The organism is Natrononativus amylolyticus (genome assembly GCF_024362525.1).
Classification (GTDB): domain Archaea; phylum Halobacteriota; class Halobacteria; order Halobacteriales; family Natrialbaceae; genus Natrononativus; species Natrononativus amylolyticus.
In genome coordinates this window covers 76,186-99,810 of record NZ_CP101459.1, presented here as the reverse complement: position 1 = coordinate 99,810, position 23,625 = coordinate 76,186, and the positions used below count along the sequence as shown (strand labels likewise).

At 61.0% G+C, this 23,625-nt stretch carries 18 protein-coding genes and 1 pseudogene; 6 read left to right on the top strand and 13 right to left on the bottom strand.

The features are described from left to right. Positions 1-181: 181 nt before the first annotated feature. The 5 genes from NMQ11_RS15905 to NMQ11_RS15885 all read right to left on the bottom strand — a co-directional run bounded on the left by NMQ11_RS15905 (position 182) and on the right by NMQ11_RS15885 (position 8,479). Entirely contained in the window at positions 182-1,426 is a 1,245-nt protein-coding gene (locus tag NMQ11_RS15905; RefSeq protein ID WP_255171336.1) for an adenosylhomocysteinase, read from the bottom strand. Positions 1,427-1,686: 260 nt separating this feature from the next. Beyond that, a complete protein-coding gene (locus NMQ11_RS15900; protein ID WP_255171335.1) occupies positions 1,687-2,472 on the bottom strand; it encodes an energy-coupling factor transporter transmembrane component T family protein in 786 nt (261 codons plus the stop codon). Continuing rightward, positions 2,469-4,403 (bottom strand): ABC transporter ATP-binding protein, encoded by a 1,935-nt coding sequence (locus tag NMQ11_RS15895; RefSeq protein WP_255171334.1) that lies wholly within the window; start codon positions 4,401-4,403, stop codon positions 2,469-2,471. Before NMQ11_RS15895 ends, NMQ11_RS15900 begins: the two co-directional genes overlap by 4 nt. A gap of 42 nt (positions 4,404-4,445) precedes the next feature. Then, positions 4,446-5,288, bottom strand: a complete 843-nt coding sequence (locus NMQ11_RS15890; protein ID WP_255171333.1) for a QueT transporter family protein — start codon at positions 5,286-5,288, stop codon at positions 4,446-4,448. Between the two features lie 80 nt (positions 5,289-5,368). Continuing rightward, the gene (locus NMQ11_RS15885; RefSeq protein ID WP_255171332.1) at positions 5,369-8,479 is read right to left on the bottom strand and encodes a PAS domain S-box protein; all 3,111 of its coding nucleotides are present in this window, start codon (positions 8,477-8,479) and stop codon (positions 5,369-5,371) included. A gap of 178 nt (positions 8,480-8,657) precedes the next feature. Between NMQ11_RS15885 and NMQ11_RS15880 the strand changes: the two genes are divergently transcribed. Beyond that, on the top strand, positions 8,658-8,993 hold the full coding sequence (locus NMQ11_RS15880) for a DUF7344 domain-containing protein (protein ID WP_255171331.1): 336 nt from the start codon (positions 8,658-8,660) through the stop codon (positions 8,991-8,993). Positions 8,994-9,177: 184 nt separating this feature from the next. On the opposite strand, the gene NMQ11_RS15875 is transcribed toward NMQ11_RS15880, so the two are convergent. Then, positions 9,178-9,849: an SdpI family protein gene (locus NMQ11_RS15875; protein WP_255171330.1), complete on the bottom strand. Its 672-nt coding sequence runs from the start codon at positions 9,847-9,849 to the stop codon at positions 9,178-9,180. 377 nt (positions 9,850-10,226) lie between these two features. Between NMQ11_RS15875 and NMQ11_RS15870 the strand changes: the two genes are divergently transcribed. Then, complete coding sequence (locus NMQ11_RS15870; RefSeq protein WP_255171329.1) at positions 10,227-10,916, top strand: nucleotidyltransferase domain-containing protein; 690 nt, start codon at positions 10,227-10,229, stop codon at positions 10,914-10,916. Further along, on the top strand, positions 10,906-11,406 hold the full coding sequence (locus tag NMQ11_RS15865; protein WP_255171328.1) for a DUF8154 family protein: 501 nt from the start codon (positions 10,906-10,908) through the stop codon (positions 11,404-11,406). Before NMQ11_RS15870 ends, NMQ11_RS15865 begins: the two co-directional genes overlap by 11 nt. A 100-nt stretch (positions 11,407-11,506) precedes the next feature. Here the strand turns inward: NMQ11_RS15865 and NMQ11_RS15860 are convergent, their stop codons facing one another. The 7 genes from NMQ11_RS15860 to NMQ11_RS15830 all read right to left on the bottom strand — a co-directional run bounded on the left by NMQ11_RS15860 (position 11,507) and on the right by NMQ11_RS15830 (position 19,668). Beyond that, complete coding sequence (locus NMQ11_RS15860; protein ID WP_255171327.1) at positions 11,507-11,863, bottom strand: SHOCT domain-containing protein; 357 nt, start codon at positions 11,861-11,863, stop codon at positions 11,507-11,509. 1,054 nt (positions 11,864-12,917) lie between these two features. Then, positions 12,918-13,220: a hypothetical protein gene (locus tag NMQ11_RS15855; protein WP_255171326.1), complete on the bottom strand. Its 303-nt coding sequence runs from the start codon at positions 13,218-13,220 to the stop codon at positions 12,918-12,920. 231 nt (positions 13,221-13,451) lie between these two features. Beyond that, the gene (locus NMQ11_RS15850; RefSeq protein WP_255171325.1) at positions 13,452-14,444 is read right to left on the bottom strand and encodes a sulfite exporter TauE/SafE family protein; all 993 of its coding nucleotides are present in this window, start codon (positions 14,442-14,444) and stop codon (positions 13,452-13,454) included. A 100-nt stretch (positions 14,445-14,544) separates the two neighbouring features. Then, a complete protein-coding gene (locus NMQ11_RS15845; RefSeq protein WP_255171324.1) occupies positions 14,545-16,608 on the bottom strand; it encodes a cation:proton antiporter in 2,064 nt (687 codons plus the stop codon). Between the two features lie 161 nt (positions 16,609-16,769). After that, on the bottom strand, positions 16,770-18,116 hold the full coding sequence (locus NMQ11_RS15840) for a potassium channel family protein (RefSeq protein ID WP_255171323.1): 1,347 nt from the start codon (positions 18,114-18,116) through the stop codon (positions 16,770-16,772). 70 nt (positions 18,117-18,186) lie between these two features. After that, a complete protein-coding gene (locus NMQ11_RS15835; RefSeq protein ID WP_255171322.1) occupies positions 18,187-18,453 on the bottom strand; it encodes a hypothetical protein in 267 nt (88 codons plus the stop codon). A gap of 585 nt (positions 18,454-19,038) precedes the next feature. Continuing rightward, positions 19,039-19,668 carry a helix-turn-helix domain-containing protein gene (locus NMQ11_RS15830; protein WP_255171321.1) on the bottom strand — a complete coding sequence of 210 codons (630 nt, stop codon included), beginning with the start codon at positions 19,666-19,668 and terminating at the stop codon, positions 19,039-19,041. Positions 19,669-19,776: 108 nt separating this feature from the next. Between NMQ11_RS15830 and NMQ11_RS20225 the strand changes: the two are divergent. The 3 genes and pseudogenes from NMQ11_RS20225 to NMQ11_RS15820 form a co-directional block, all read left to right on the top strand. Beyond that, positions 19,777-19,863: pseudogene (locus NMQ11_RS20225) on the top strand (twin-arginine translocation signal domain-containing protein); the annotation flags it as partial. A 21-nt stretch (positions 19,864-19,884) separates the two neighbouring features. Continuing rightward, positions 19,885-21,723 (top strand): gamma-glutamyltransferase family protein, encoded by a 1,839-nt coding sequence (locus NMQ11_RS15825; RefSeq protein ID WP_255171320.1) that lies wholly within the window; start codon positions 19,885-19,887, stop codon positions 21,721-21,723. 85 nt (positions 21,724-21,808) lie between these two features. Beyond that, entirely contained in the window at positions 21,809-23,608 is a 1,800-nt protein-coding gene (locus NMQ11_RS15820; protein WP_255171319.1) for a gamma-glutamyltransferase family protein, read from the top strand. Positions 23,609-23,625 lie beyond the last annotated feature (17 nt).

Below are 23,625 nucleotides of genomic sequence, written 5' to 3'. Positions count from 1 at the left end.
ATGCTTACCGCAACAGATCAGTTCATCAAAGCAGTGCTCGTGTTCATTCGCGATTGAAGTACGATACTGTGAGTATTACTTCGGGGAAGTCAATGGAAATATGAACTCCGGTATCCGCTAGCTTTCGACACTGAGCGGGGTAGTCCACCGTGGAAACTGCGTCCTTTGCGCCGTGCTCGTCTCAAAACGCGCTATCAGCGTGCTCCCAGTCCTCGTAGTACTCGCGCTGGTGTTCGGTGAGATCGTCGATTTCGGCGTCGAGCGTCTCGAGCTTGCGGTTGGCGACGGCCCGATCGAGGCGGTCGGGCATCGCATACAGTCCCGGTGTCAGGTCTCTTCCCTCGCCCGCTATCATATCACGGGCCGCTTCGAACATCATTGCGAACGTCGTATCCATCACCTCGGCGGGGTGGCCGTTGCTGTGCGGGCCGGTGAGGTTGACGAGACGGCCGTCTGCGAGGACGTTGATCCGACGACCGTCGGGGAGGTGATAGCGGGTGACGCCGTCGCGCGGTTCGGTGACCCGGTCGGCGGCCGCCTCGATGTCCGCGACGACGATCTCGACGTCGAAGTGGCCGGCGTTCGCGAGGATCACCCCGTCGGGTAGCGCCTCGAGGTGCTCGCCGCGAACGACGTCGCGGTTCCCGGTGGAAGTGATCACGTAGTCGGCCTCGCGGACGGCCTCGGCCATCGGTGCGAGGCGGTGGCCGTCCATGTGGGCTTCGAGCGCCTTGCGCGGGTCGACCTCGGTGACGATCGTCTGGGCGCCCATCCCCCTGGCTTTCCGGGCGATGCCGCGCCCGCAGTAGCCGTAGCCGGCGACGACGACGGTCTTCCCCGAGAGCATCGTGTTCGTCGTGATCATCACGTTCGACAGCGAGGACTCCCCGGTGCCGTGGACGTTGTCGAAGTAGTGTTTCATCGGCGTGTCGTTGACGCCGTAGACGGGAAACGAGAGCACGTCGTCGGCCTCCATCGCCTCGAGGCGGGTGATGCCAGCGGTCGTCTGCTCGCCGCCGCCGAGCACCGTTTCCGCGATTTCAGGGTGGTCGGCGTGGACCTTCGCGATCAGCTCACAGCCGTCGTCGAGGATGAAATCCGGTTCGCGCTCGAGCAGCTCGTGTTGACCGGCGGCCCACTCCTCGTCGCTCATCCCGGCCTCGACGAACGTTTCGATGCCGTCCTGGTCGCGGAGGGCGTCGACGACCGTCGCCTTCGTGCTGTGGGGCTCGCTTCCGGTGACGAGTACCGTCGCGCCGGCGTCCCGAAGCGTCTCGACCAGCACGCCCGTCTTTTGCTCGAGGTGGGAGGCCAGTGCAACGCTGTAGCCGGCCAGCGGCTGCGTCTCGCCGTACTCGGCGGCCAGCGATCGGAGAATCGGAGTGTAGTCGCGCGTCCATGCGAGCGGATCGGTGTCGTCCGTCATACCCCACCCACGGTACTGCCGGCGCATAAACGCTGGCACCTCGTACGTCGGTTACCCGTTTTTCGTTCGATCCCGGACCGGCTGAGAAACGATCTCGAGATATGGATGCTGAAACTCCTTGGTGTGGTCGCGGTGATCCCCGGAGTCGGGTTCGCACCGGTTCTCCCTGCGCCCGAGGGGGTGTACTTCGCGGGGCTCGTCCTCTCGGTAGGCACGTTCGCGTAGGCGGCGACGTCAACCCGGTCCGGCGGCGAGCGGGCCTAGACCGTCCCGTACCCCTGAAGGCGAAGCGCGACCGAACCGACTGCGAGCGCGACACCGAACCCGGCTGTCGCCCAGTCGGCCGCCGTGAACGGCTGTTCGTTGTAGAACGAGCGCTCGCCCCGCGTGTCGAACCCGCGGGCCTCGAGGGCCATCGCCTGGGTCTGGACGTTCCGAATCGCGGTCATGAACACGGGAATCATGAGCGGGATGTAACTCCGCAGCAGGGTGACGGGGTTGCGTCCGCCGGGTTCGTGGCCGCGGGCGGCCTGAGCCTGTCGGACCGTGTTGGCAGACCCCAGGAACGTCGGGAACAGCCGCAGCGCGGTGCCGACGGCGAAACAGAACGCGTAGGGCAGGCCGAGCGAGCGCATTCCGGCGACGATCTCCTCGTTGGAGGTGGTGGTGACGAACAGCAGGCCGCCGACGATGAACGCGGCGATCCGCTCGGAGCGCCCGAGCGCGAACAGCACCTCTCGTTCGGTGAGGGTGCCCAAAGGCGTCTCGAGGAGCGTTGCACCACCCCCGTGGGTGAACGCCGGCCAGACGGCGAAGCCGATCAGGAAGAGTGCGACGACGATGAACGACAGTCGCTTGAAGTTCGGCCAGCCACCGACGGCCACGAGTGCGAGAAACGTCGCCGCAAGCGGGACGAACACCCAGCGCGGGTCGCCGAAGACGTACGCCGCCACGAACACGCCCGTGATGAGCGCGAGCTTCGAGCGGGCGTTGAGCCGGTGGAGGACCGTCTCCCGGTCGACGTACAGCGACGGTGAGGCGCTCACGACTCCTCACCCCCGAGACCCTCACCAAGCGGTGGTTCGGACCGTCTGGCCCCCCGCGGCTCGTCTGTCTCCTCGCTGGGCGTGTCCGTTCCTCCGAGTGCCTCGACGACTTCGGCGACCGAGAGGGCGGGGAGAGCGTCCGACTGGCCGCTCTGGCGGGCCAGTCGGTTCGAAAGGGCGACCGGCTGGGGCGGCTCGAGTTCCCAGCGGCCGAGCAGCGACTCGTCGGCGAACAGTTCCCGCGTCGCGCCGTCGAACACCTTTTCTCCGTCGGCCATCACGACCGTCCGGGGCGCGTAGCGCGCGACGGTGTGCATACTGTGGGTAACCATTACGACAGTGAGCCCCTGCTCGCGGTTGAGCCGGGCAACGAGATCCATGAATCTCGCGCGTTGGGTCGCATCGAGGCCGGTCGTCGGCTCGTCGAAGACGATCACCTCGGGATCGGTCGCCAGGATCGACGCCAGGGCGACCCGCTGGCGCTGGCCCTTCGAGAGGGTAAACGGATCCGCCTCCTCGAGCCCGTCGAGTTCGACCGTTTCGAGCGCCTCGGAGACGGCAGCCTCGAGTTCCTCGCCGGCCATCCCGAAGTTCTCGGGGCCGAAGGCAACCTCGTCGGCGACGGTGTCGGCGAAGATCTGGTGATCCGGATTCTGGAAGACGTAGCCGATCGATCGCCCGATCTCGCTCATCGTGCGGTCACCGACCTCTTGGCCCCGCCAACGCGCGCTGCCCGCATCAGGGGTGAGCAGTCCGTTGAGGTGCTTCGCGAGCGTCGTCTTTCCGCTGCCGTTGTGGCCGACGATCGCGACGACCTCTCCGTCGTGGATCGTGAGGTCGACGTCGTCGACCGCGCGGATCGTCTCGCGGTCGGTCTCGTACTCGTGGACGACCCCCTTGAGGTCGAAGACGACGTCGCCGGGATCGATCCCGGTTCCGGCAGGGGCGCCGATCGGGGTGTCTCCTTCCCTCGCGGGGGGCGTCCACTCGAGGTCGCTGTCGGCGACCGCGGGGACTGCCTCGTCGACGAACAGCGGGCGTTCCTCACGGGGCCAGCCGAGGCGGTCGAATACGTCGACAACCGGGGGGACGGCGACGCGGGCGGTGCGCAGCGCTTCGGAGTCGGTGAACACCTCCCGGGCAGGTCCCTGCCGGAACACCCGGCCAGCCCGCAACAGCACGACGTGATCGGCCAGTAGCGCTTCCTCGATCTCATGGGTAACCATGACGATCGTCTCCGGGCCCTCCCACCCACCCGGCCCACTCCTCCCGTCGTGGGCGGCGAGAGAGCGGATCACCTCCAGGGTGTCGTGGCTTCCGGCCGGGTCGAGGTCGCTCGTCGGCTCGTCGAGTAAGAGTAACTCGGGCTGGTTGGCGACGACGCCCGCGAAGACGAGACGCTGTTTCTGCCCGCCGGAGAGCGCGTCCGGCGGCCGTCGGCGATCGAGCTCCTCGAGACCGACGGCCTCGAGGGCATGGGCGGTCCGCGGGCCGATTTCTTCGGGTGGGACCGCGAGGTTCTCGGGGCCGAAGGCGAGTTCGCTATCGACGCTCGTCCCGAACAGTTGTGCCTCGTAGTCCTGAAGCACCATGCCGACGTCGGCGGCCATCTCGGGGACGCGTGCGGCGGTTGCGTCCCGGCCGAGCACTTCGACGTCGCCGGCGAAGGAGCCGGTGATGAAGTTGGGGATGATCGCATTGAACGTCCGCAACAGTGTCGATTTCCCCCCGCCGCTGGCGCCCATCACGACTGTGAACGTCCCCGCGGCGACCTCGAGGTCGAGCCCCCGCAGGATCGCCCCACCCCGCTCATCGGGGTCGTAGGCCGCGTCGTCGGTGAACGACTCGGGGGGCGGAAGGTCGAACTCCCGGTCGTACGCGAAGACCACCTCCCGGAGCGTGGCCGCCGTCGCGTCAGAGTCGATGTCCATACTATCAGCTACAGGGTGGGTCACTGACTAAAGTGACCCGGGTTAGCCGAGCAGCTTCGAGAGCCGTTCGCCCGAGATTGCCGTCAGCCCAAGCACGATCAGGAACGCGATCGCGCCGAGGATGATCTGGAGGGTCGCCCCGCCTTCACCAAGGGTTTCGGCCTGATCGGCAGCGAACGGGACGTCCTGAAGGCCCAGCGAGACGGCGATCCCGACGACCACCCAGGCGATTGCGACCAACAGGAGGCCGACGGCGGCGGTCTGAGCGCGCGTCGCCCCTGTCTCCGGCAGATCATCGGCGTGGAGGAGATCAGGATACAGCAGCCCCATCGACTTGATTCGCGGGTAGGTCAGGTACAAAAGCGGCGGTCCGAGGATGAGTGCGGCGATCGTGTTGTTCAGGAAGATGATCGTCCCGAGCACCGAGAAGGGGAACAGCCCCAGCAGTTCGAGCCCCCAGGCGATGATTGCCGCACATACCGCGGAGGCGGCGACGGCGACCAAGGCGAACTCGACGAACTGGCGGACGGGCCGCTCGCGGAAGTCGGGTTCGACGCCGCTCGAGAGCGGGCCGAGGTTCCCCCAGAGCTTGTAGCCGAGGAGGCCGAAGAAGAAATTCCCGACGAACCCGAACGCGCTGCCGGGGCCGAACTGTCCTGCGAAGATGTCGTTGATCAGGTTACCGATAGCCGATCCCCACGCGGCCGCCGGGCCGAACATGAGCCCGAAGATTACCGGAATCACGTTCCCTGGCCGGACGGCAGTGATGCCGGGGATGATGACGAACCCGGCGAAGGGAATCAACAGTGCAACGTACACCGCCGCGACGACCGCGACGAGCATGATCATCCGCGTATCCCGCCACATCGTGACAAGCTCTCGCATTGGAGTACATGCCGCACACCCACTACTTAACAGTAGCTGATTGGAGCTCTTGACGTCCTCCGCACGACTAAATATGACGACTATACGGCCACATCGGAAAACAGTAAGTCGAACACTTTCCGCTCAGCCTTCCGGAGGTGTTGGTGGAAGGTTGCTGGGGCCACGCCCAGCGACTCGGCAACTTCCTCGCCAGTCGCCTCACGCGGCCACTTGAAGAAGCCTGCATGGTATGAGGCGGTCAGGACAGTGCGTTGTTGGTCAGTGAGGTCCGTTAGGAGGCGACGCTGGATGCGCTGGGGATCGTTACGGGACCGGGTGATCTGCTGGCGGCGAAGCAGTTCGGACTGTGGATATGCCTCCTCAATAGTATCCAAAAGACGGCGGACTTCGACACTGGGTGCGAGATGTATTATCATCCGGAGGTCGCCGTCTTCGATGACGGCGGTATCGACATAGCCGCCGATGATATCGAGCGTCGAGAGAACCGGTGGATCCGTTACGTGGAGTTCGAATGGGATTGGGTCCTCCTCTCCCCGGACGGTAATACTTTCCCACTGGGCGGTCGTCTCAACGAGATCGGTTAACGCGTCGAGAGCGTTCTGAGTCGCGGTGCCGTACACGAGGAACCCGTCGTTAGCAACCGGAATCGTATTGTCGATTGTGATGGTTCCATCCACCTCTTCCGAGGTGTCGAAAGCCTCAAAGACGTCTCGGATCTGGAACTCGAGTTCGATCAGTTCATCGCTCATCAGCGCTTGTTTCCGTTCGGCGGCAGCGATTGCGTGGCCTACTACTTCCCCAAGTTGACTGATGACGTCCCGCTCTTCGGAATCGAATGCGTTTTGTCGATCAGCGTATACTGCGAGAACCCCATACACAGTCCCCTCGTGAACGATCGGAATCGATGCCACCGCGCTGAATCCGTACTTTGTGGCGGCGTCTCGAAACGGTTCGACAGTTGGGTCCGTGAAGACGTCCTGTACGACTTGCGTCTCCTGTTCACGGATGGCTTTTGCGCCGGGGCCCTCACTCCCCGGCTTGTTCGGAGTCAGTGAAACGGTTACCTCGTCGACGTATCCGCGAGTTCCCGCGGTTGTTCTCGGCTCGAAGGTTTCGGAGGTCGAGTCAACATCAGCAACCCACGCAAATTCGTACGCGTCGGCTGCCGCTAGTGCATCACAGACAGCCTGCTCGATTTCCTTGCGTGTTGACTTCTCGATGACTCTGTCGGTGATGTCGCTTACAATGGAATTGAGGTCGTTAAGGGCGGCGAGGGACTCGTATTGGTAGACGAGTTCCTGTTCATACGCGTTTCGAGCGACAGCCGTCGCAAGGATGTTTGCGACCGATTGAACGAAGGAGATGTCGTGTTCGGTGAACTCCTTTGACTCGGCGTCGTGAGTACCCAGGATTCCCCACGGATCGTTTGGAGAGCCGATTGCCACGCTGATACCACTTGTGACGCCATGGTTGGTGAGCAAGTCGGGACCGTTGAACCGCGATTCGGTTGCAAGGTCTTCCACGACGACTGGCTCTTCGGTTGCCAGCGTGTACGCTGCCTGGGAATTAGCCTCAACTGCCGAGATGGTTGCCGTACCGACGAGACCGTCGTCCCACCCGACTCCCTGTCGGAGCAGGAGTTTGTCGGACTCTGAGTCCAGGTCCAGCACCTTACAGTACTCATTGTCGAGTGTGCCGGCCACCGCCTCTGACGCATCGGCCAGTAGCCGGTCAAGTTCAACGTCTTCGAGTGCCCGCTGTCCGAGTTCAGCGATGGTTTCCTGCATGCGAACCTGGGTTTCGAGGTTTTGCTCGCGTTCCTTACGCTCGGATATGTCCCATACCATTCCAGCTGAGCCACGGCTACGTCCCTCGTCGTCGGTCAACAACGAAAAACGGGTTTCGACCGGAATTGATCCACCTAGCTTCGGCATCAAATCGAATTCGACCTTTGCGTTTCTCTTGTCCTCGTCTTTGAGGAGGGCTTCGATACGGGACTTCACCTCTGTAATCGCCTCCTCTCCCATCACCATTGAAACGTGCTGGCCGAGTAGTTCGGATTCTTCGTACCCCGAGTACTCGGCAAGGGCCTCGTTGACGAAAACGATCTGCCCGTTGTCATCGAGTTCGTATGCGGGTTCGCCGATAGCGTCGAGGATAGTGACGTACCGTTCGAGTTCTTGTTCGCGTCGCTTGGTTTCGGTGATGTTTCGGAAGTATACCGAGAGCCCGGATTCTGATGGGTAAATGGCGTTGTAATACCACCCGCCAGCCGGATCGTAGTAATCTTCAAGCTCGACCGGGGTCTGGCTTTCGAGCGCCTCGTATAGCGCTTTCTCGAACGGTTCTGTGAGGAGAACCTCGTCACGGATGTCCGCACCGACCGATGGCTCATGTAGTCCCAGCAGTTCGTGGGCGGAGTCGTTGACGTACTCGAACCGAAGATCCTCATCGAGCGCGTAGAACCCATCGGTAATTCGCTCGAATACGGTATCGAGTTCGTGTTCGAGAGCCTCGTTTTGGCGTTCGAGTCGAGCGGCTTGCCGTTCAAGTCGGCGTTCATACTCCCGCCGGTCTGTCATGTCGCGCGTGACCTTCACGAACCCCTCGAGTTCCCCTGTTCCACTTCGGATGGGGGTGATGGTGACCATCGCCCAGAACCGCGAACCATCCGCTCGGACGCGCCAGCCCTCTTTCTCAGTTGAGCCGTTCTCTGCGGCAGCCTGAAGGTTCTGCTCCGGAACCCCTTGCTCCCGATCCTCGCTGGTGTAAAACGTGGATACGTGTTTGCCGATGATTTCCTCGGATTCATCTCCCTTGATCCGTTCGGCGCCGGCGTTCCAGGTCTGTATGGTTCCTTCGGCATCGAGGGTGAAAATTGCGTACTCTTCGACTGCATAGAGCAGTGCTTCAAATTGGTCACTGGCTTGAGGACTGCCCTGTTCCGGTCGCTTTGCACTCGCCGATGTGGGGCATGAATACGCTGGTGGCTGCCACCACACCCGAGCACTTGCACCCACCTTTTTCGTTTCGAGCCGCCCCTCCTCGATGAGTCGTTCCAAACGGGCGTACGTACTCCGACGACCAACGTCGAGGTGTTCGGCCACCTCAAGTGTCGTTAGAGGCTCACCCGAGCCGTCAAAAACGTCGAGTGTTTCTCGAAGATTCGGGCTCAACGATCCAGATTTCATTGGTTGGATACCGGGACCACGACTCATTAAAATTCCGCCGGCGGAATTGCATGTAGTCTCAATACCGAGAGAACGTCACGTTGATCAGAGATCAGTGATTAGTCGTATCCCGACGAATGCGCCTAATCAGTTCTAGTATACCCTTACGAGAGAGCGACGACTCTTACGGTCCAGTACTATGGAACAGTCCTCGAACGAACTTATGGCCGGAATGTCGAACACCGCTGAACTGTCCACGAGTGATCAACACAGACTGCTTGCATCAGAACGGCGCAGATTGACACTCGATATCCTCGATGGGAACGCTGCCCCGATTGAGCTTACAGAGTTAGCGACGCAGATCGTCGCCCGTGAAGACGGGAGTGTCCCGGTTACCGAGGATGCCGTCAACCGCATGGCTGTCAGCCTTCATCACATCCATCTACCTCTCATGGCCGAGATGGGTGTTCTTGACTACGAACCGCACGAACATTTGATCCGATACAATCTCGAAACCTCTCCCCATCTGCAATAAAATTGCACCACTATGTACTAATTGACATCCACCCACGACTTCAGTCGTGGGATTCCTCTCGTGGGCGTCACAGTCGTCTGAGTCCCCGAGAGCGATATTCCCACTGGAGCGCAGCGGTCGGCTACCTCGAGGACGGAGTCGCGTCCCGGCTCGTGGACCTCTCGGTCACCAACCGAGCACAGACCTAGTACTCTAAATCCGGCGAAGAGGGCTCAGTCCGTTCAAATCGTCCGTACAGATAGTACGAATAGACGACAGTGGTGACGGCAGTAGCTACTGCCGGTACGAGGAAGAAGTACAGTGCGTATTCGCCGAACAGGAGTCCGACTACCGCGAGTATCGCTGTGAGTTTGAACAGTTTCCCACCGAGAGCGTGCGTTCGATTCCAGACTTCCTCATTACTGAGCGTCCACGGCGTCCGGATACCGACGAACCAATTTCGCTTGGCGTGTGTGAGCACGACTCCGCAGTAATAAAAGAGCCCAGCTCCTCCGAACAGGATCAGGTAGACGAAGTCGAATTCGTAGCCGAGATTGAATGCGATAATGCCGGCGTGAATGAGGAACAGATACGCTGTGAAGATGACGACGAACCAGTCATAATAGGGACGAAATTCGTCGATGTTCGCCCGAAGTGGGTCAATTCGAGGAATAACGGCGAATACGCCGAGCAAGCCCGCAGTTACCACGGGAACGAGCCCGAGTGCGAGGGGTTTGGACAGAGTCCCGCTCGGCTCACCAGCGGCGTTCCAGTTCGAAACGACCTGATCGGGAAGTGCAGGTGCTGCAATCACGCTCACGATCGCCGACAGCGCGACGAAACTGCCCGCCAGCGCGAACCGGTACCGAGTGTTCATGGAGGGCGATACGTAGCCCCGCCTGATAGGACTTGTTAGCGCATACCCGCGTCTTCAGGCGCGGGTCGAGCGGGAGGCCCGGTCAACCAACCGCCGTCAGTGGTGGAGTCGGATATCTACCGTCGGTGCGTTTACAGACATTCGAGGAGAAAGCCCACAACTTCAGTCGTGGGAGTAGTCACTTCAGTCAGGAGTCAGTCAACAAGGAGTTAGTCTCGTATATGCATGAGGTGTCTAAAGATGTAGTAACCATTGCCCTTACATGGAGGAATTAAAGTGGTGGGGTCCCACCTCCGGGCGTTGGGGCCGTTTGTCCCTGTCTGGAAGTGGTGCTCATGTGCGGAACACTTACCACCGACTGAACCGTATAACAGTTCATGAACCACAAAACCGTTCACCCATCGAACGGATGCGAGGGAACGTACGTTTGCCTCCCGGTTCCGCTCGGTGACCGCGAGGCGTTCCGGCATCGCGCAGCGGCTGATATTCTCCATATCCTCGCTGAGAATCCAGACACGGCCTTCTCGAACCGTGAGCTCCACCGATTGACAGAACGAGGAATGTCGAACGTCAACGCCGCTGTTCTCTCCCTCGAGGCCCTCGGAATCGTTCGCGTTGATCGCAACGGCAGGGCAAATGCCGTCAAGATCAACCCGGAGCGATTCGTTCACAGTGACGAGCCGGTTACCACAGTTCCGCAACCTGAGTTCCACGACCCAGTGCAAACTGTTCGGAACCGGCTTATCGATCGTCTCGGTGATCATGCAGCGATCGTGTTGTTCGGGAGTGTCGCCCGCGGCGACGCCGACCGGGCCAGCGATATCGACGTCTTCGTCGTCGTCGATGATGGCCGGATGGCGGCGCAACGAGCGGCTCATGGCATCGAGGACGATATCGCGTCGGAACAGTTCAATGGCGATCGATTCGAACCGCACATCGTGGTCGAGACGCGCGACTCAGCAGTGACGCACGACCGGATCCGTGACGTACTCGTGGACGGGATTACGCTTCACGACGCCCCGGTTCTCGACGCGGTGAAACAGGAGGTGTTATCGGATGGGACTTGAAGCCGTTGTCGACGCTGTCGAACACGTTGAGTCGTTGTTAGCCGACGAGGAGACTGGCCCGGTTCAGGATTCGTTGTCGTGGCAGCAAACGGATGCTGACGTACAACTGGGGAAAGCGTGTGCGATGCTCGGAACGTGCCGGCAGTTACGCAGCGGGACGAATAACTACGTCAGTATTGTCGAGTTGTCGTTCAACGCGATCGAACGGTCGTTCCAGTTTTACTTGGTCGATCAGACTGCCGCTGAATCGTCTGATTTCCGAAAGCATGAGCAAGTGTTCGAGGACATCGAGAGTCGCGGGGTATTCTCTGATACGGGTGTGGCTGCCCGGATTGATGCGTTCCGATCGGAGCACCGCGCCCAGATTTATTACGATATTGATCGGTCCGGTCGGGATCTGGCAATCGGGATGAATAATCTAGCTGAGGAGGTTCACTCGTACGCTGTCGAGTTCGCCGTTGCGCATTCTCGGTGTAACTGCGTAGAGTGACCCGTGGGGCAAAATGCTCGAGTTCGAGAGTCGATCAGTGAGACAGTTCCAGAGAAGCTCGCTCGAGGTGCGTAGACAGTCGAGCAAAACGTTCTCGAATTCATATCCCGCGTTGGAGGCGCTTGCGGCGTTCCTCGAACTCTTCAGCCGAAATGTCACCACGAGCATAGGCCGACCGCAACTCGTCGACTGCGGCGTCACTTTGGTGAGTACTGGACTGGCGAATCGAACTGTACAGGAGGTACCCAATCCCGAGAATCACGAGCAAAGGTACCACTGACATGAGAAGCCACATCCACGTGGCTCCCGTTCCGTTCCACATACTACCGTCCCACATGTGCCCCCATCCCCACACGCCCATCATTGGTATCATCACTACCATCATGAGGAACGGCAGAAGCAGGACCGCGGCGATGACGATCAGGATCGTCCGAACCAGTGAATCATCGGTTGCCATACTCTGAGGTACGCTGTCCAAGTATGTTAGCTAGTCCCTGAATCCCACACGGTAGGAAACATGACATTCACCCACGACTGAAGTCATGGGATTCCTTTCGTGGGAGTCTCAGCCTTCTGAGTTGGTTCGAGAGAGTAGAGCTCTCTGGTCATCACGAGACGGCTCGCCGTTTCGAGCGACCTCGAGAGCGGCATTCCAACCGCGTGCGGTGGTACTCTGGCTTGTGTACGCCTCGTTGACCGTGGGCTCCACGGGGGAGGGTGGGAGATGGTGTCCCGCCGACTGTGTTTGTTCCACTTGAGGTATACGGGCCGTGCCATCGACTCTCTCTGTTGTTCTGTCGTCTCAGGGACGATTCCGATGCGACGGGGTCAGTGTGCCCCTCGAACCCGCATAAACACGCCAGAATGTTTTCACGTCGACCGATCTCGTCACACTCGGGGCACTCCTGACTCGTCTACCTTTAGTCAGCGAGAGAGTCCCGGCGTTCACGCCGGGCGTGAATCGCGTACGCTCCGTGCTACAACCGCAAGGCTCAGGCTCGCTGGCCTCGTTTTCTGGAGTGACTCGCTCGGGAACAGTGGGGGTGGGTTGGCGTTTCCCCGTCATTGCCGGATGTAATCCGGCAAGCAGTCAGAAATCGATGATTTCTGACGACATCACAAACGCGAGCCTCCCCGACGCGAGACTCGAACGCGAGTTCGAGTCGGGTCGATGGCACGGCCTGTGCGGTACAAGCGGATATCCATGCATACCACGCCTCTTCGAGGCCCGACGTATCACGCACAAACCGGGACCGACCACCGCGGTTGGGAAGTTGCCTTCGGTGGCCCGAATCAGCGGGTTCGACGCCACGCGCACGGAATCCTCGTCGTCGTCGAGCGACGCCCGACTGCTCGAGGAAGCTTTGCTTCCTCTCTGTTCACGGCGAGGGGATCGTTGGAACGTGTTACCGGTGATCGCTGCGCCGCTTTGCTTCCTCTCTGTTCACGGCGAGGAGGATGTCAATCCTCTGATTACGAGGTATCTTTAAAATATAGTGAGCATCTGTTGCTCATTCGCTGACGGTGGATCTCGCGGCAATGGTGTTGTATATCCACGAGAAGACGTACAGGACCACGAACGTAATGATTGCTGCCTCCACCATACCAGTGATGATCCCACTGAACGTGAGCGAGAAGAACATGTGCCATTCCATCATCATTGCGGCCGCTCCTTCGTATAGACCGACGTTAGCGAGTATTCCGAGCAATAGCATGACTGCTGCCGCCATGATCGCTCCTGCGAACGCTAACGCCGGTACGTTGAGATGATCCACGAACGCAGCGTCGGTCTGGGAAGCGGTTGTCGTTGCCATGATTCACCTGAGGGGTCCATCCGGAATCTCCCCAATCTAAGCTAGGTCGGCAGAGTGCTTTATTGTACTCTAAATTCCCACATCAGGAGATCAAGTAGCACGATTGTCTCCGGAAAGCACTCTAACTTTATAATTAATGGGTTGCCTTTCGGTATGAATGTCCACTACCAGTAGCAGGTACTAACCGATCCTCCGGGGTAGCGATATGCTCTGGAACGGCCAGGCGGGCGATCAAAACAAACCAGATCGTTCTTCGCGTATATTTTGCACTCCGAGGTAGAGGATGATTACGCTCATCAGCAGCGCACCGCCAAGGAGGAGCGTCAAACTAAGCGTATGCAGCAGTTCTATGTCGTATGTATGGCTGATAGTCTTGCTCGCCACAGAGATACTTCCGATCAGTAGCATAACGCCGAAGGTCGTCCTGAGTTCCGTGTCGTCGAGATAGTCGGTGAGCACAGCACCGATACGAGTTCCGACGGTACTGCCAACGAGCAACGGAACCAGCATGGCGAAATGAATCGCTCCCCGCTGTCCGTAGACGAACGTCCCGTACGCACTGGAGATGGTGATTTGAAAGATATCCGTACCGACGGCGACGGCTCCCGGCATCGCCAAGCCGTACATGAGCGCGGGGACCATCAAGAATCCGCCACCGACTCCAAGGAATCCGGACAGACTTCCGATTACCGACGCGATCGGAAGCACCACCCACACGGAGAGGGTAATGCCATTGTGAAAGGTGACCGTTGGTGGGATGGTGACTCGTTCGAGGTGTGCGGAGAGAGACGACGGGTTCTCGACAGAACTCTCGTCTTCGATCGCGGGGTGTCGTCCGTCTCGGATAACGAACATGCCGATTGATGCGAGGAGTACGACGTAGAGGAGACTGACGACGAGATCCGCGAGTCCGACGTCCGCCAGCAGCAGTAATCCTCGTTTCCCGATCTCGATGCCGACCGTCATTCCGAGAATCAACAGGAAACCGAGTCGATAATCGATGTGGTCGAGGCTGCGATGCGTAATCGTCGCAGTGAGTGAGGTCCAGAAGACGAACGCGAGCCCAGTTCCAACGGCAGTCGGGGCGGAATGCCCGAGAACGAGAAGCGCAGGGGTGACGAAGAAACTTCCACCCATTCCGAAGAACCCAAAGAGGATACCGACAGTCAGTCCAAATACGACAAATAGAATGATTAGTGGGAGACCTACTTCGAAAAGGCTCATACACTACTCTACGATTGCGATCGCTACAGTTGTTACTCTCACCAGAGGTCCGAGATTCTGGAGTACTTACACTCTCACATTCTCGGTAATTCGAGCGTCTTTATTCCATAGACAGTTGCGGCTGCTCGTCGGTACTCCTACCGACCGACGGATAGATTACGACGAAGTCGCCCGGCGTGAGCGTTGAGACGCGTTCGGGCAGTTCCTGGAGTTCCGGTCGCCATCCGATGGTGTTTCGGCGAGCACTCGGACACACCACGAGATCCCCCGCCGTCACGTCTTCGGAAAGAACCCGAATCAATCGATCCCAGTCATCGACGTATTCGCTCTCAATAGACGTGTTCGATTCGAGTTCTCCGAACAGTTGCTCGGAACGATCCCCAGACTCCTCGACGACGAGTGCTCGTATCGGCGCGCTAGTACCCGCCGCGATCCGCTCGATCGTTTGTCCGACCTCGTAGAAGTTTGGGTTCTGCGACAGTTCGGGTGGAAGGACGACGACGATTCGGGAGACGGTGTTGAGCGGTTCCCTGATTCGGGAGACGAGAACGAGTTGGTCAGTCCATGCGAGAACCTGCCGCGTAGTCTGACTGAAGAGCGGTTGTCTGTAGAGTCGCATCCCGTCCCAATCGAGAAGAATCGTCGTGATTCGGTTTTCAACAGCTGCACGAGTGATCCCGGAGGCGATGTTGTGATCAACACGCGTGTGAAACGTTACCGGCACCTCTGCGCCGGCAGCATACTCTTCCGTATGTGCGATTGCCGCATCGGCGGTCACAACCTTTTGCTCCGTTTTCGGTCCCGGGTGAACGACCGCCAGTGTGTGTAACGGTTCGGTGGATTGCTCCTCCCGAATAGATAACGCTAGATCGAGCAGCGATTCGTGATACCTCATCAGCTCCTCGTGGTGCTCGGGGACCGGAGTAAACGGAATGAGGATCCGTTGGCGAACGTCGGCTGGCTCGCGTTTCCCTCGCCGCTCTTTCATCACGACTGCTCGCCCGTATTTCTCCACGATGATCGGACTGACCAGACTCACGACGAGAATCATCACCACTGCGCCATTGATCAGATCCGTATTGAATCCAGGAATACCAGCCTCGAACGCGATGAGCACGATCGCTAACGCTTCGGCCTGTCCGACCGAGAGCCCGAACATGCTTCCGATCTGGTCGTGATCATACGCGTATAGCAGGCCAGTAAGCCAGGACGCGACGAACTTCGTGACGAGTGTGAGCCCGATCAGTGCCCCAGCGAGCAGCAGCGACTCGCGGCCACCAACGATCGCGGTTACATCGACGAGCAACCCTATCGAGAGGAGAAAGAACGGGATGAACAGCGCATTGCCGACGAACTGAATGCGATTCATCAATGGTCCTCGATCGGGGATGAGCCGGTTGAGCGCCAGTCCTGCCACGAGCGCTCCGATGATGGGTTCGATTCCGGCTACCTCCGCGAAAACTGCTGAACCGAAGAGGGCGGTCATGACGAAGAGGAACTCGAAGTAACTCTCTTCGGCAAGGCTCCGAAAGAACCGGCGACCGAGCCACGGAACGATATACCAGATCCCGGTGAAGAGCAGCGTGATTCCAAGCCCGAGTTCCACCCAAAACAGCCAATCGAGGGGAGCTTCCGTCGAAGCGACGACGATGACGAGAACGAGCAGTGCGAGTACGTTCGTGAGCACGGTGCCGCCGATGGTTGCCGTGACGGCGTCATTGCCGACGATCCCTAATTGACGGGCAACGGGATATGCGAGCAGCGTATGCGAAGCGAAGATCGCTGCGAACAATAACGCCGTCGGCAACGAGAATCCGAACGCCCACATTCCGAAAACGGTACCGACTCCTTGTGGAATCAGAAATGCGAGAACGCCGAAGACGATGCTCTGGTCGATGTGGTCAAAAAACCTGTTGAGATCGATCTCGACACCGGCGAGAAACATCAGATAGATCAGTCCGACCTCTCCGAGGAGAACAATCGCATCCCCTCGCTCGATAATACCAGCTGCGTTCGGACCGATCGCAGCCCCAACGAGGATGATTCCGATAATGCCGGGCAATCGATGGCGTTCCAAGAGGAGTGGTGCGACGAGAAAGATAACCATCGCCAACGCGAAAATCGTTACCGGATCTTCGACAGGCATGGTTTGAAACAGTGTCACGAGGAGTTCACCGCCGATCAAAACGTCATACCACCGCTTTACCTATCCTCTCTCCGGTCGTTTTCGACGATATCTTTGTGTCACAAGCCGACAAGCGCCGGATTCCACGGCGAAATAGTGACTCGTTACCAAACTGCCGGAATCGATAGCGGCTGGATGTGTCACTCTCTTACGTAGATAAGGAGGTCATTTTGCTGGAGTTCGAAACCGGGATCCGGTGCGAGGTACAACTCCTCATTTCGAGTGACACCGATGACGCGGTCGATGTCGAGCGCTGAGAGTTCTCCGTCCGGGTCGCTCAGACGAGTGAACAGGATATCACTGTCGGTACCGCGAACGGGTTCGTCGAGGACAGCAGCAGCGACCATCTGTCCAGAGATAGCCGATAACTCAAGTACGTAGTCAGCGTCTGCTCGTTTGACTCGGCCAACTGCTTCGCTCTCTGTCACTCGCACAAAAATATCGACTGTCGAATTCAGCTCGCGGGCAAGGAGTGTTGCGTACAGTGCTTGTCGGTCTTTTGGGAGTGAAATGATGACTGCGTCTGCGTTTCCGACGCCCGCCTCTTGAAGTGTCTTCATAGTGGTTGCGTCGCCGACGACGTCCACTCGTTCGTCCTCGTCAATGTCTACGACGGTCGGATCCGCACCCCAGGTTTCCAACGCAGACCGAACGGTACTGCCGACCGTTCCGTGACCGAGGATAACGATTTGATCGGTCGGCAGTCCCCCACTCATCGCATAGTGTGTGGCGAGCGCTTGCCCGATGACCTGTCGTGGCTGTACGACGTACTCGACGCCAGCCGAGTGCAGATACTGCCGAAGTCTCGCGTCTTCAAGCGTTGCGGTTATCGGGACCATCGGAGCCACGTCGTGGACCGCGAGTGCAGCGTTCAGTGTCAACTGATCGTCGCCAGCGACGACCGCTGCCTGTGCCTTCTCGACCGAGGCTTTCCGGAGGTCGGATTCGGATTCTGGATCTCCGTGTAACACGGTATGACCGAGGTCGCGAAGTTCTGCTGCCCGGTCTTGGTCCGTCTCGATGATTATGTAGGGGTGTGGATGAGTATGTGACTCGATTTCCGTGATGAACGTGTGGACGAGCGGCGTATGTCCGGCGATGACGACGTGATTGTCGAGTGGCTCGACGGTATCGAACCGCCGTTGCTGGAGAAACTGACTGAACCAGGGCACGACGAATAGTGGCAGGAGGAGAAAGAGGAGCAAGATACCGGTGAACTGCATCAGAATCGTGAACAGGTTCATGATCGTCGTTTCCCACGGTGCGTCCTGCCCGTATCCCGTCGTCGTCAACGACTGGGCGACTGTCTGGAGGGCAGCAGCGAGAGAGAGGTTGCGGCCCTCGTACACGGCCATTCCGTACCAGTAAAAGGCCGTGTAGACGCTCATGATGACCGCTACGATGACGACGTACACTGCGATGCGATACCCGAGGCTCAGCTTCAGTAACCGACGCGCCGTCTTCGTTGGCCAGCGATCGAGTCTCATCCTCGGTCACCTACTTTCGCCGTTTCGAAGGATTCAGGCCGTTCATCCCCGGTTAGCCGCCACACGTATCTCATTCGTGGCTTCCGTCTTCTTCCCTCATTTCGAGCATATTTAAGTGCATGATGTGTAGATGCGTCCCGACGCCGTACAGCAGCAGCCCGAGTCCGACGAACAGCGTGAGCATCACGATCACCTCGTACACCGGGATCAGGTTCGGAACCGCGAGCACCAGCAGTCCAACCAGGAAGGTAAGGACGATGATACTGAACCCGACCTGAAGGTACCTGTAGCACGTCTTCGCATCCGGTAACAGTTCGATTTTGTACTTCTCGGACATAGCCTTCGGTTCTATTAATCGTATACACATGCCATCATTGTCAATTCCTATCGTCGACCGGTACATCAAAACGAGGCTTAGATCGACTCGAACCTCCGGTTGACGAGGAGCTGTAACCGAAATTGCCGGTATCGATAAAACACGTTCGCGTACACCCAGATGAGTGACATCCTCCCCGCACTGAAGCGCGAGAATTCTCACGTTGGGATAGTGAATCACCCCGAGGCTTGACCTCGAGGTGATTCACAGAACTGCAAGGAGGAGGCCCACGGCTGAAGCCGTGGGAGGAATCCGACAACGAACGAAGCAAACCATCCAAACGACGTCGAACCTTCGTGCTTCACCGTCCATCACACGAAGTTAGTCGCCAGAGGGGTGCTCACGAACTGGCACGCAGCGTACCTCGATGGCCTTGACGAGTTAAACCGTCCTGAATACACCAGGTAACCACTCGGCAATCTTGGTGAGCAGTGACGAGGGGACTCAGTATCGATCAGCGATCAGTCGACGACTTCCGGAGCGTGCTCTGTCTTCGGAACGAGTCGCTGCTCGAGCGGACCCTCCCCCGGGGCGACCCAGCGACCGTTAGGCTGGCAGAGAGGAAGAGAGAAGCGAGTCTACCACGACCTGTTCGGCCTTCCGAAGGTGCTGGGCGAACGTCGCTGGGGCGATCCCCAGCGAGTCGGCGAGCTCCTCGCCGGAGGCGTCTCGCGGCCACTCGAAGTAGCCCCGGTGGTAGGCGGCTTCGAGGACCGCCCGCTGGCGGTCGGTGAGGTCCTCATAGAGCGATTGTCGCAGCTGTGTTACCGAGTCCCGGGGGCGTGGGACCTGGCGCTTGGCGAGAAACTGGACGGTCGGATACGTGGCGTGGACCGTCTCAGTGAGCGCAGGTACGTCGACGCTCGGCGGGAGATGGAACTGCAGATGAAGATCGCCGTCTTCGAGTCGAACCTCCTCGACGGAGCCGCCCCGTGAGGCCACGGCGGAGCGAAGGGGGAGTTCGGCGAACCGTGCCTCAAACCGCACCCTGTCGTCGGCTTCGGAGATCACCGTCATCGAATCCAGGTCGGCAGCCTGGTCTGCCAGGGCGTCGAGCGTCGCCCGGGCGTCGGGGGTCATCGTCCCGTAGACGAGGTGTGCCCGGTCGCTGGTCGCAACGACGTGGTCGAAGGTGATCTGCCCGTCGGCGGTCGGTTCGGACGTGACGTTTGACACAGTCCGATTCAAACTAGTTATTGTGATAATTGAAACATATAGCTTTTGGTAATGTGACAAGGCGCGCCGGATAACGTGCTGTTATTGGTGATATTTGCGTGCATGTGAATGTCACTCGATGTCGAGTGTCAGATCAAAATGGAACGACGATCATTCTTGAAGGGCGCGTCGGCCGTCGGGGCCGGCGTCGCACTCGCGAACCTAGGAGCTGGGTCGGTGGCGGCGGATACGGACGACCTCGGCCGAACGATCCCCGACGGACCGGAGGACGTCTCAGTCGCCCAGTCGTCGGAGGGCGTCGTGGCGACGTCGAACGCGCACGCAACGCGGGTCGCAGCGGAGGTCCTCGAGGACGGCGGTAACGCTGTTGACGCCGCCGTGGCGTTGCACATGGTCCTCTCGGTTACGGAACCCGATAGCACGGGTCTCGGCGCTGGGGGCTACGTCATGTACTATGACGCCGAGGACGAGCACACCTACTTCCTCGACCAGCAGACACGTGCCTCGAGGCACGCCCACCCTGAGCTCCTGCAGACAAGTAATGTCTACGACCGCGGGCTGGCGGCCGGCGTCCCCGGGGTCGTCAGGGGCTGGGACGTCGCCCTCAAACGCTGGGGCACCCGGTATTTCGACGACCTCGCCGGGCCGGCGATCGACCTTGCGCGGAACGGCCACGAGGTCGACCGCGAACTCTCGCTCCGGATCCACCAGACGCAGGACACCCTCGGCGAGAACGCCCGCGAGGTCTACCTCGACGAGAACGGCGAACCCTACCAGCCGGGCGACCTGCTCGTCCAGGAAGACAAGGCCGACGCGCTGGAGCTGATCGCGGCGGGCGGCTCCGAGGCGTTCTACCAGGGCCCGATCGCCGAGGCCGCGGCGGAGTACATCCAGGACCTCGGCGGCGTCGTTACGGCGGGCGACTTCGCGCGCTACTACGCCACGGTGGAGGCGCCGACCTGGATCACGTACCGCGGCCACCGGATCGCTCTGAACCCGAACCAGATGGGTGCCCAGTCCGTTGCGGGCGCGCTCAAAATCCTCGAGCGGTTCGACTTCGGCGAGATGGGCCCGGGCTCCGCGGATCGCTACCACCTGCAGAACGAGGCGCTGCGCCACGCCGACTACGAGGCCCAGCGCTACTTCGCCGATCCCGAGTTCGTCGACCGGCCGTGGCAGGGCGCGCTCACCGAGGAGTTCATCGACGACAAGGTCGACACGATCTCGCTCGACGAGGTCACGAGCATCGAGGAGCAGGATCCGTGGGAGTACCAGGTCGGCGACGCCTACCGCACGGCGGGCCACAGCACCGGGGATCCCGGCGAGCCCGCCGACCCGATCGACCCGGCGAACGACCCACCGGAGTCTGACGGCGACGCGGAGGACGACGACGCAGAGGCACTGGAGGCGCTCTCCGGGACCAACCACTTCACGGTGGCTGACCGCCACGGCAATGTCCTCGCGAGCACGTCGACGCTCGGCGTCGGCTGGGTCGGCGGCAAAATGGTCCCCGGCTACGGCTTCATGCTGAACGTCACCGGGTCGTACTACGGCGGTCCGGGCGCCATCGACGAGGTCGAATCGGACAAACGGCCGTGGAGCAACATGAGCCCCACGTTCGTCTTCGACGGCCACGAGCCGATCCTGACGGTCGGCTCACCCGGCGCGACGACGATGGCGCCGCTGAACGTCCTGACCAACGTCATCGACCACGGAATGTCCGTCGCCGAGGCCATCGCCCACCCGCGGGTCGACGGCACCTCCTGGGAGGACGGCGTCTCCGAGGACGTACTCGCCGAACTCGAGGACCGCGGCTGGCCGATGTCCGGCTCCTGGACCGACCGCGGCGCGGTCCAGACGTACGCCCGAAAGCCCGTCCCGGGTCGCGCCGGCGAGCCCGTGGTCGGCGGCGACCCGCGGCGTGACGGCGTCGCGGCCGCTGCGGGCGAGGATGTCCGGGGGCCGCCGGCCGGCCGGCCCGGGAGCGGACGCGGCCGCGCCACGACGGACGAGGACTGGGGCCGCCCCGCCGCCGCCTCATCTCACCCCGAGTAGCGACGCCGATCGCGGTCGGCCGGATGGTCCCGCCGACCCGTCGGCACCCGACGCAGACACCACAGACGCAGACACCACAGATACCATGACACTACACCGACGCGACCTACTGAAAGGAACAGCCGGAGCGATCGCCGCCGCTGGCGTGCTCTCGCAGACGACCGCCGCCGACGAGGAGTGGGCGGACGAACTGGCACGGGAGATCCCCGACGCGGACGAGATTTCGACCGCGACCTCGCGCGACGGCGTCGCGAGCACCGCCCACCCCCTCGCAACCGACGCGGCAATCGAGGTCCTCGAGGACGGCGGTAACGCGTACGATGCGGCCGCCGCCGCCCAGCTAGTTTTGAGCGTGGTCGTGCCCAACGGCACCGGCCTCGCCGCCGAGGCGCGGCTGCACGCGTACAACGCCGAGGAGGACAACACTTACCTCGTTAACGGGCTCGGTCGCGCCGCGGGCGCGGCGCAGCCGGACATGTTCCTCGACGACGACGGGAACTATCTCGGAACCGGGGAGATCTACGACCGCGGGCTCGCCCACGGCGTCCCCGGCTCGATCCGGCTCCTCGACACCGCCCTCAAGCGCTGGGGGACCAGGTACTTCGACGAGCTGGCCGACCGGGCTATCGACCTCGCCGAGGAGGGCTGGGAGATCGACCGCGAGCTCTCGCTCCGGATCCACCAGACCCAGGACACCCTCAACGAGGCCGCTCGCGACGTCTACCTCGACGAGAACGGTGATCCGCTCGAGCCCGGCGACCGGCTCGTCCAGGCGGACAAGGCCGACACGCTGCGACTCATCGCCGAGGGGGGCTCAGGCGCCTTCTACCGGGGCGAGATCGCCGAGGCGACCACCGACTTCATCCAGGAGATGGGCGGCATCACCACGATGGAGGACTTCGAGCGCTACCAGGTATCCGTCGGTCACCCGGTCTGGTTCGAGTACGACGGCTACCAGGTCGCCAGCGAGTACAACGTGGGCCTCGCGATGCGACTCCTCGACGGCTTCGACCTCGCCGACCTCGACCCGAAGGACCCCCAGCGCTACCACCTGCTGCTCGAGGCCCAGAGCAGAGCCAGGGCCGACGCGGGCACGTACGTAAACGACTACGAGTACGCGGACATCCCCCAACAGGGGCTGCTGAGCGACGAGTACACGGAGGACCGTCGGGACGAGATCGATCCCGAGCGGGCGACCGGCGCGGGTGCGGGCGACCCGTGGGCGTACCAGCCCGGCGACGCCTACGACACCGGCGGCCACGTCCCGCAGACGACGGCGGACGTCGAGTCGCTCGGGGCCGCGGACGGCGGGGACGAGTACCGCACGAACTCGTTCGTCGTCGCCGACGCGGAGGGGAACGTCGTCACCCACTCCAGCTCGCTTGGCGTCGGCTGGAACGCCGGCAATATGGTCCCCGGCTACGGCTTCATGCTCTCGGTGATCCAGTCGTACTTCAGCCCGTTCCCGACCGACGGCGTCGGCGATGCCTTGCCGAACAAACGCGTCCCTATGGCCCAGATCATGACGCATACGATCGTCTTCGAGGACGGCCGGCCGATCCTGACCGCCGACTCACCGGGGTCGAACCAGGCGGCGCCGTTGCAGGTGCTCCTGAACGTCCTCGAACACGACATGGACCTCGCTGAGGCCGTCGCCGAGCCACGGGTGAAAGGCGGGAACTGGGAGGACGGCGTTCCGAAGGAGGCCCGCGATGCGCTCGAAGAGATGGGCCACAACCTCGCCGACGACTGGTCCGACCTCGGCTCGGTCCAGTCGATCCATCGGCAGGACCGCGGCCGCAGACCGCGGTGGACGGCCGCCGCAGACGCCAGACGCGACGGCAGCGCCGGCAGCGTCGGAGACTCGCCCGGGCGATCGAACTAATCGCGGAGCGGTAGCGA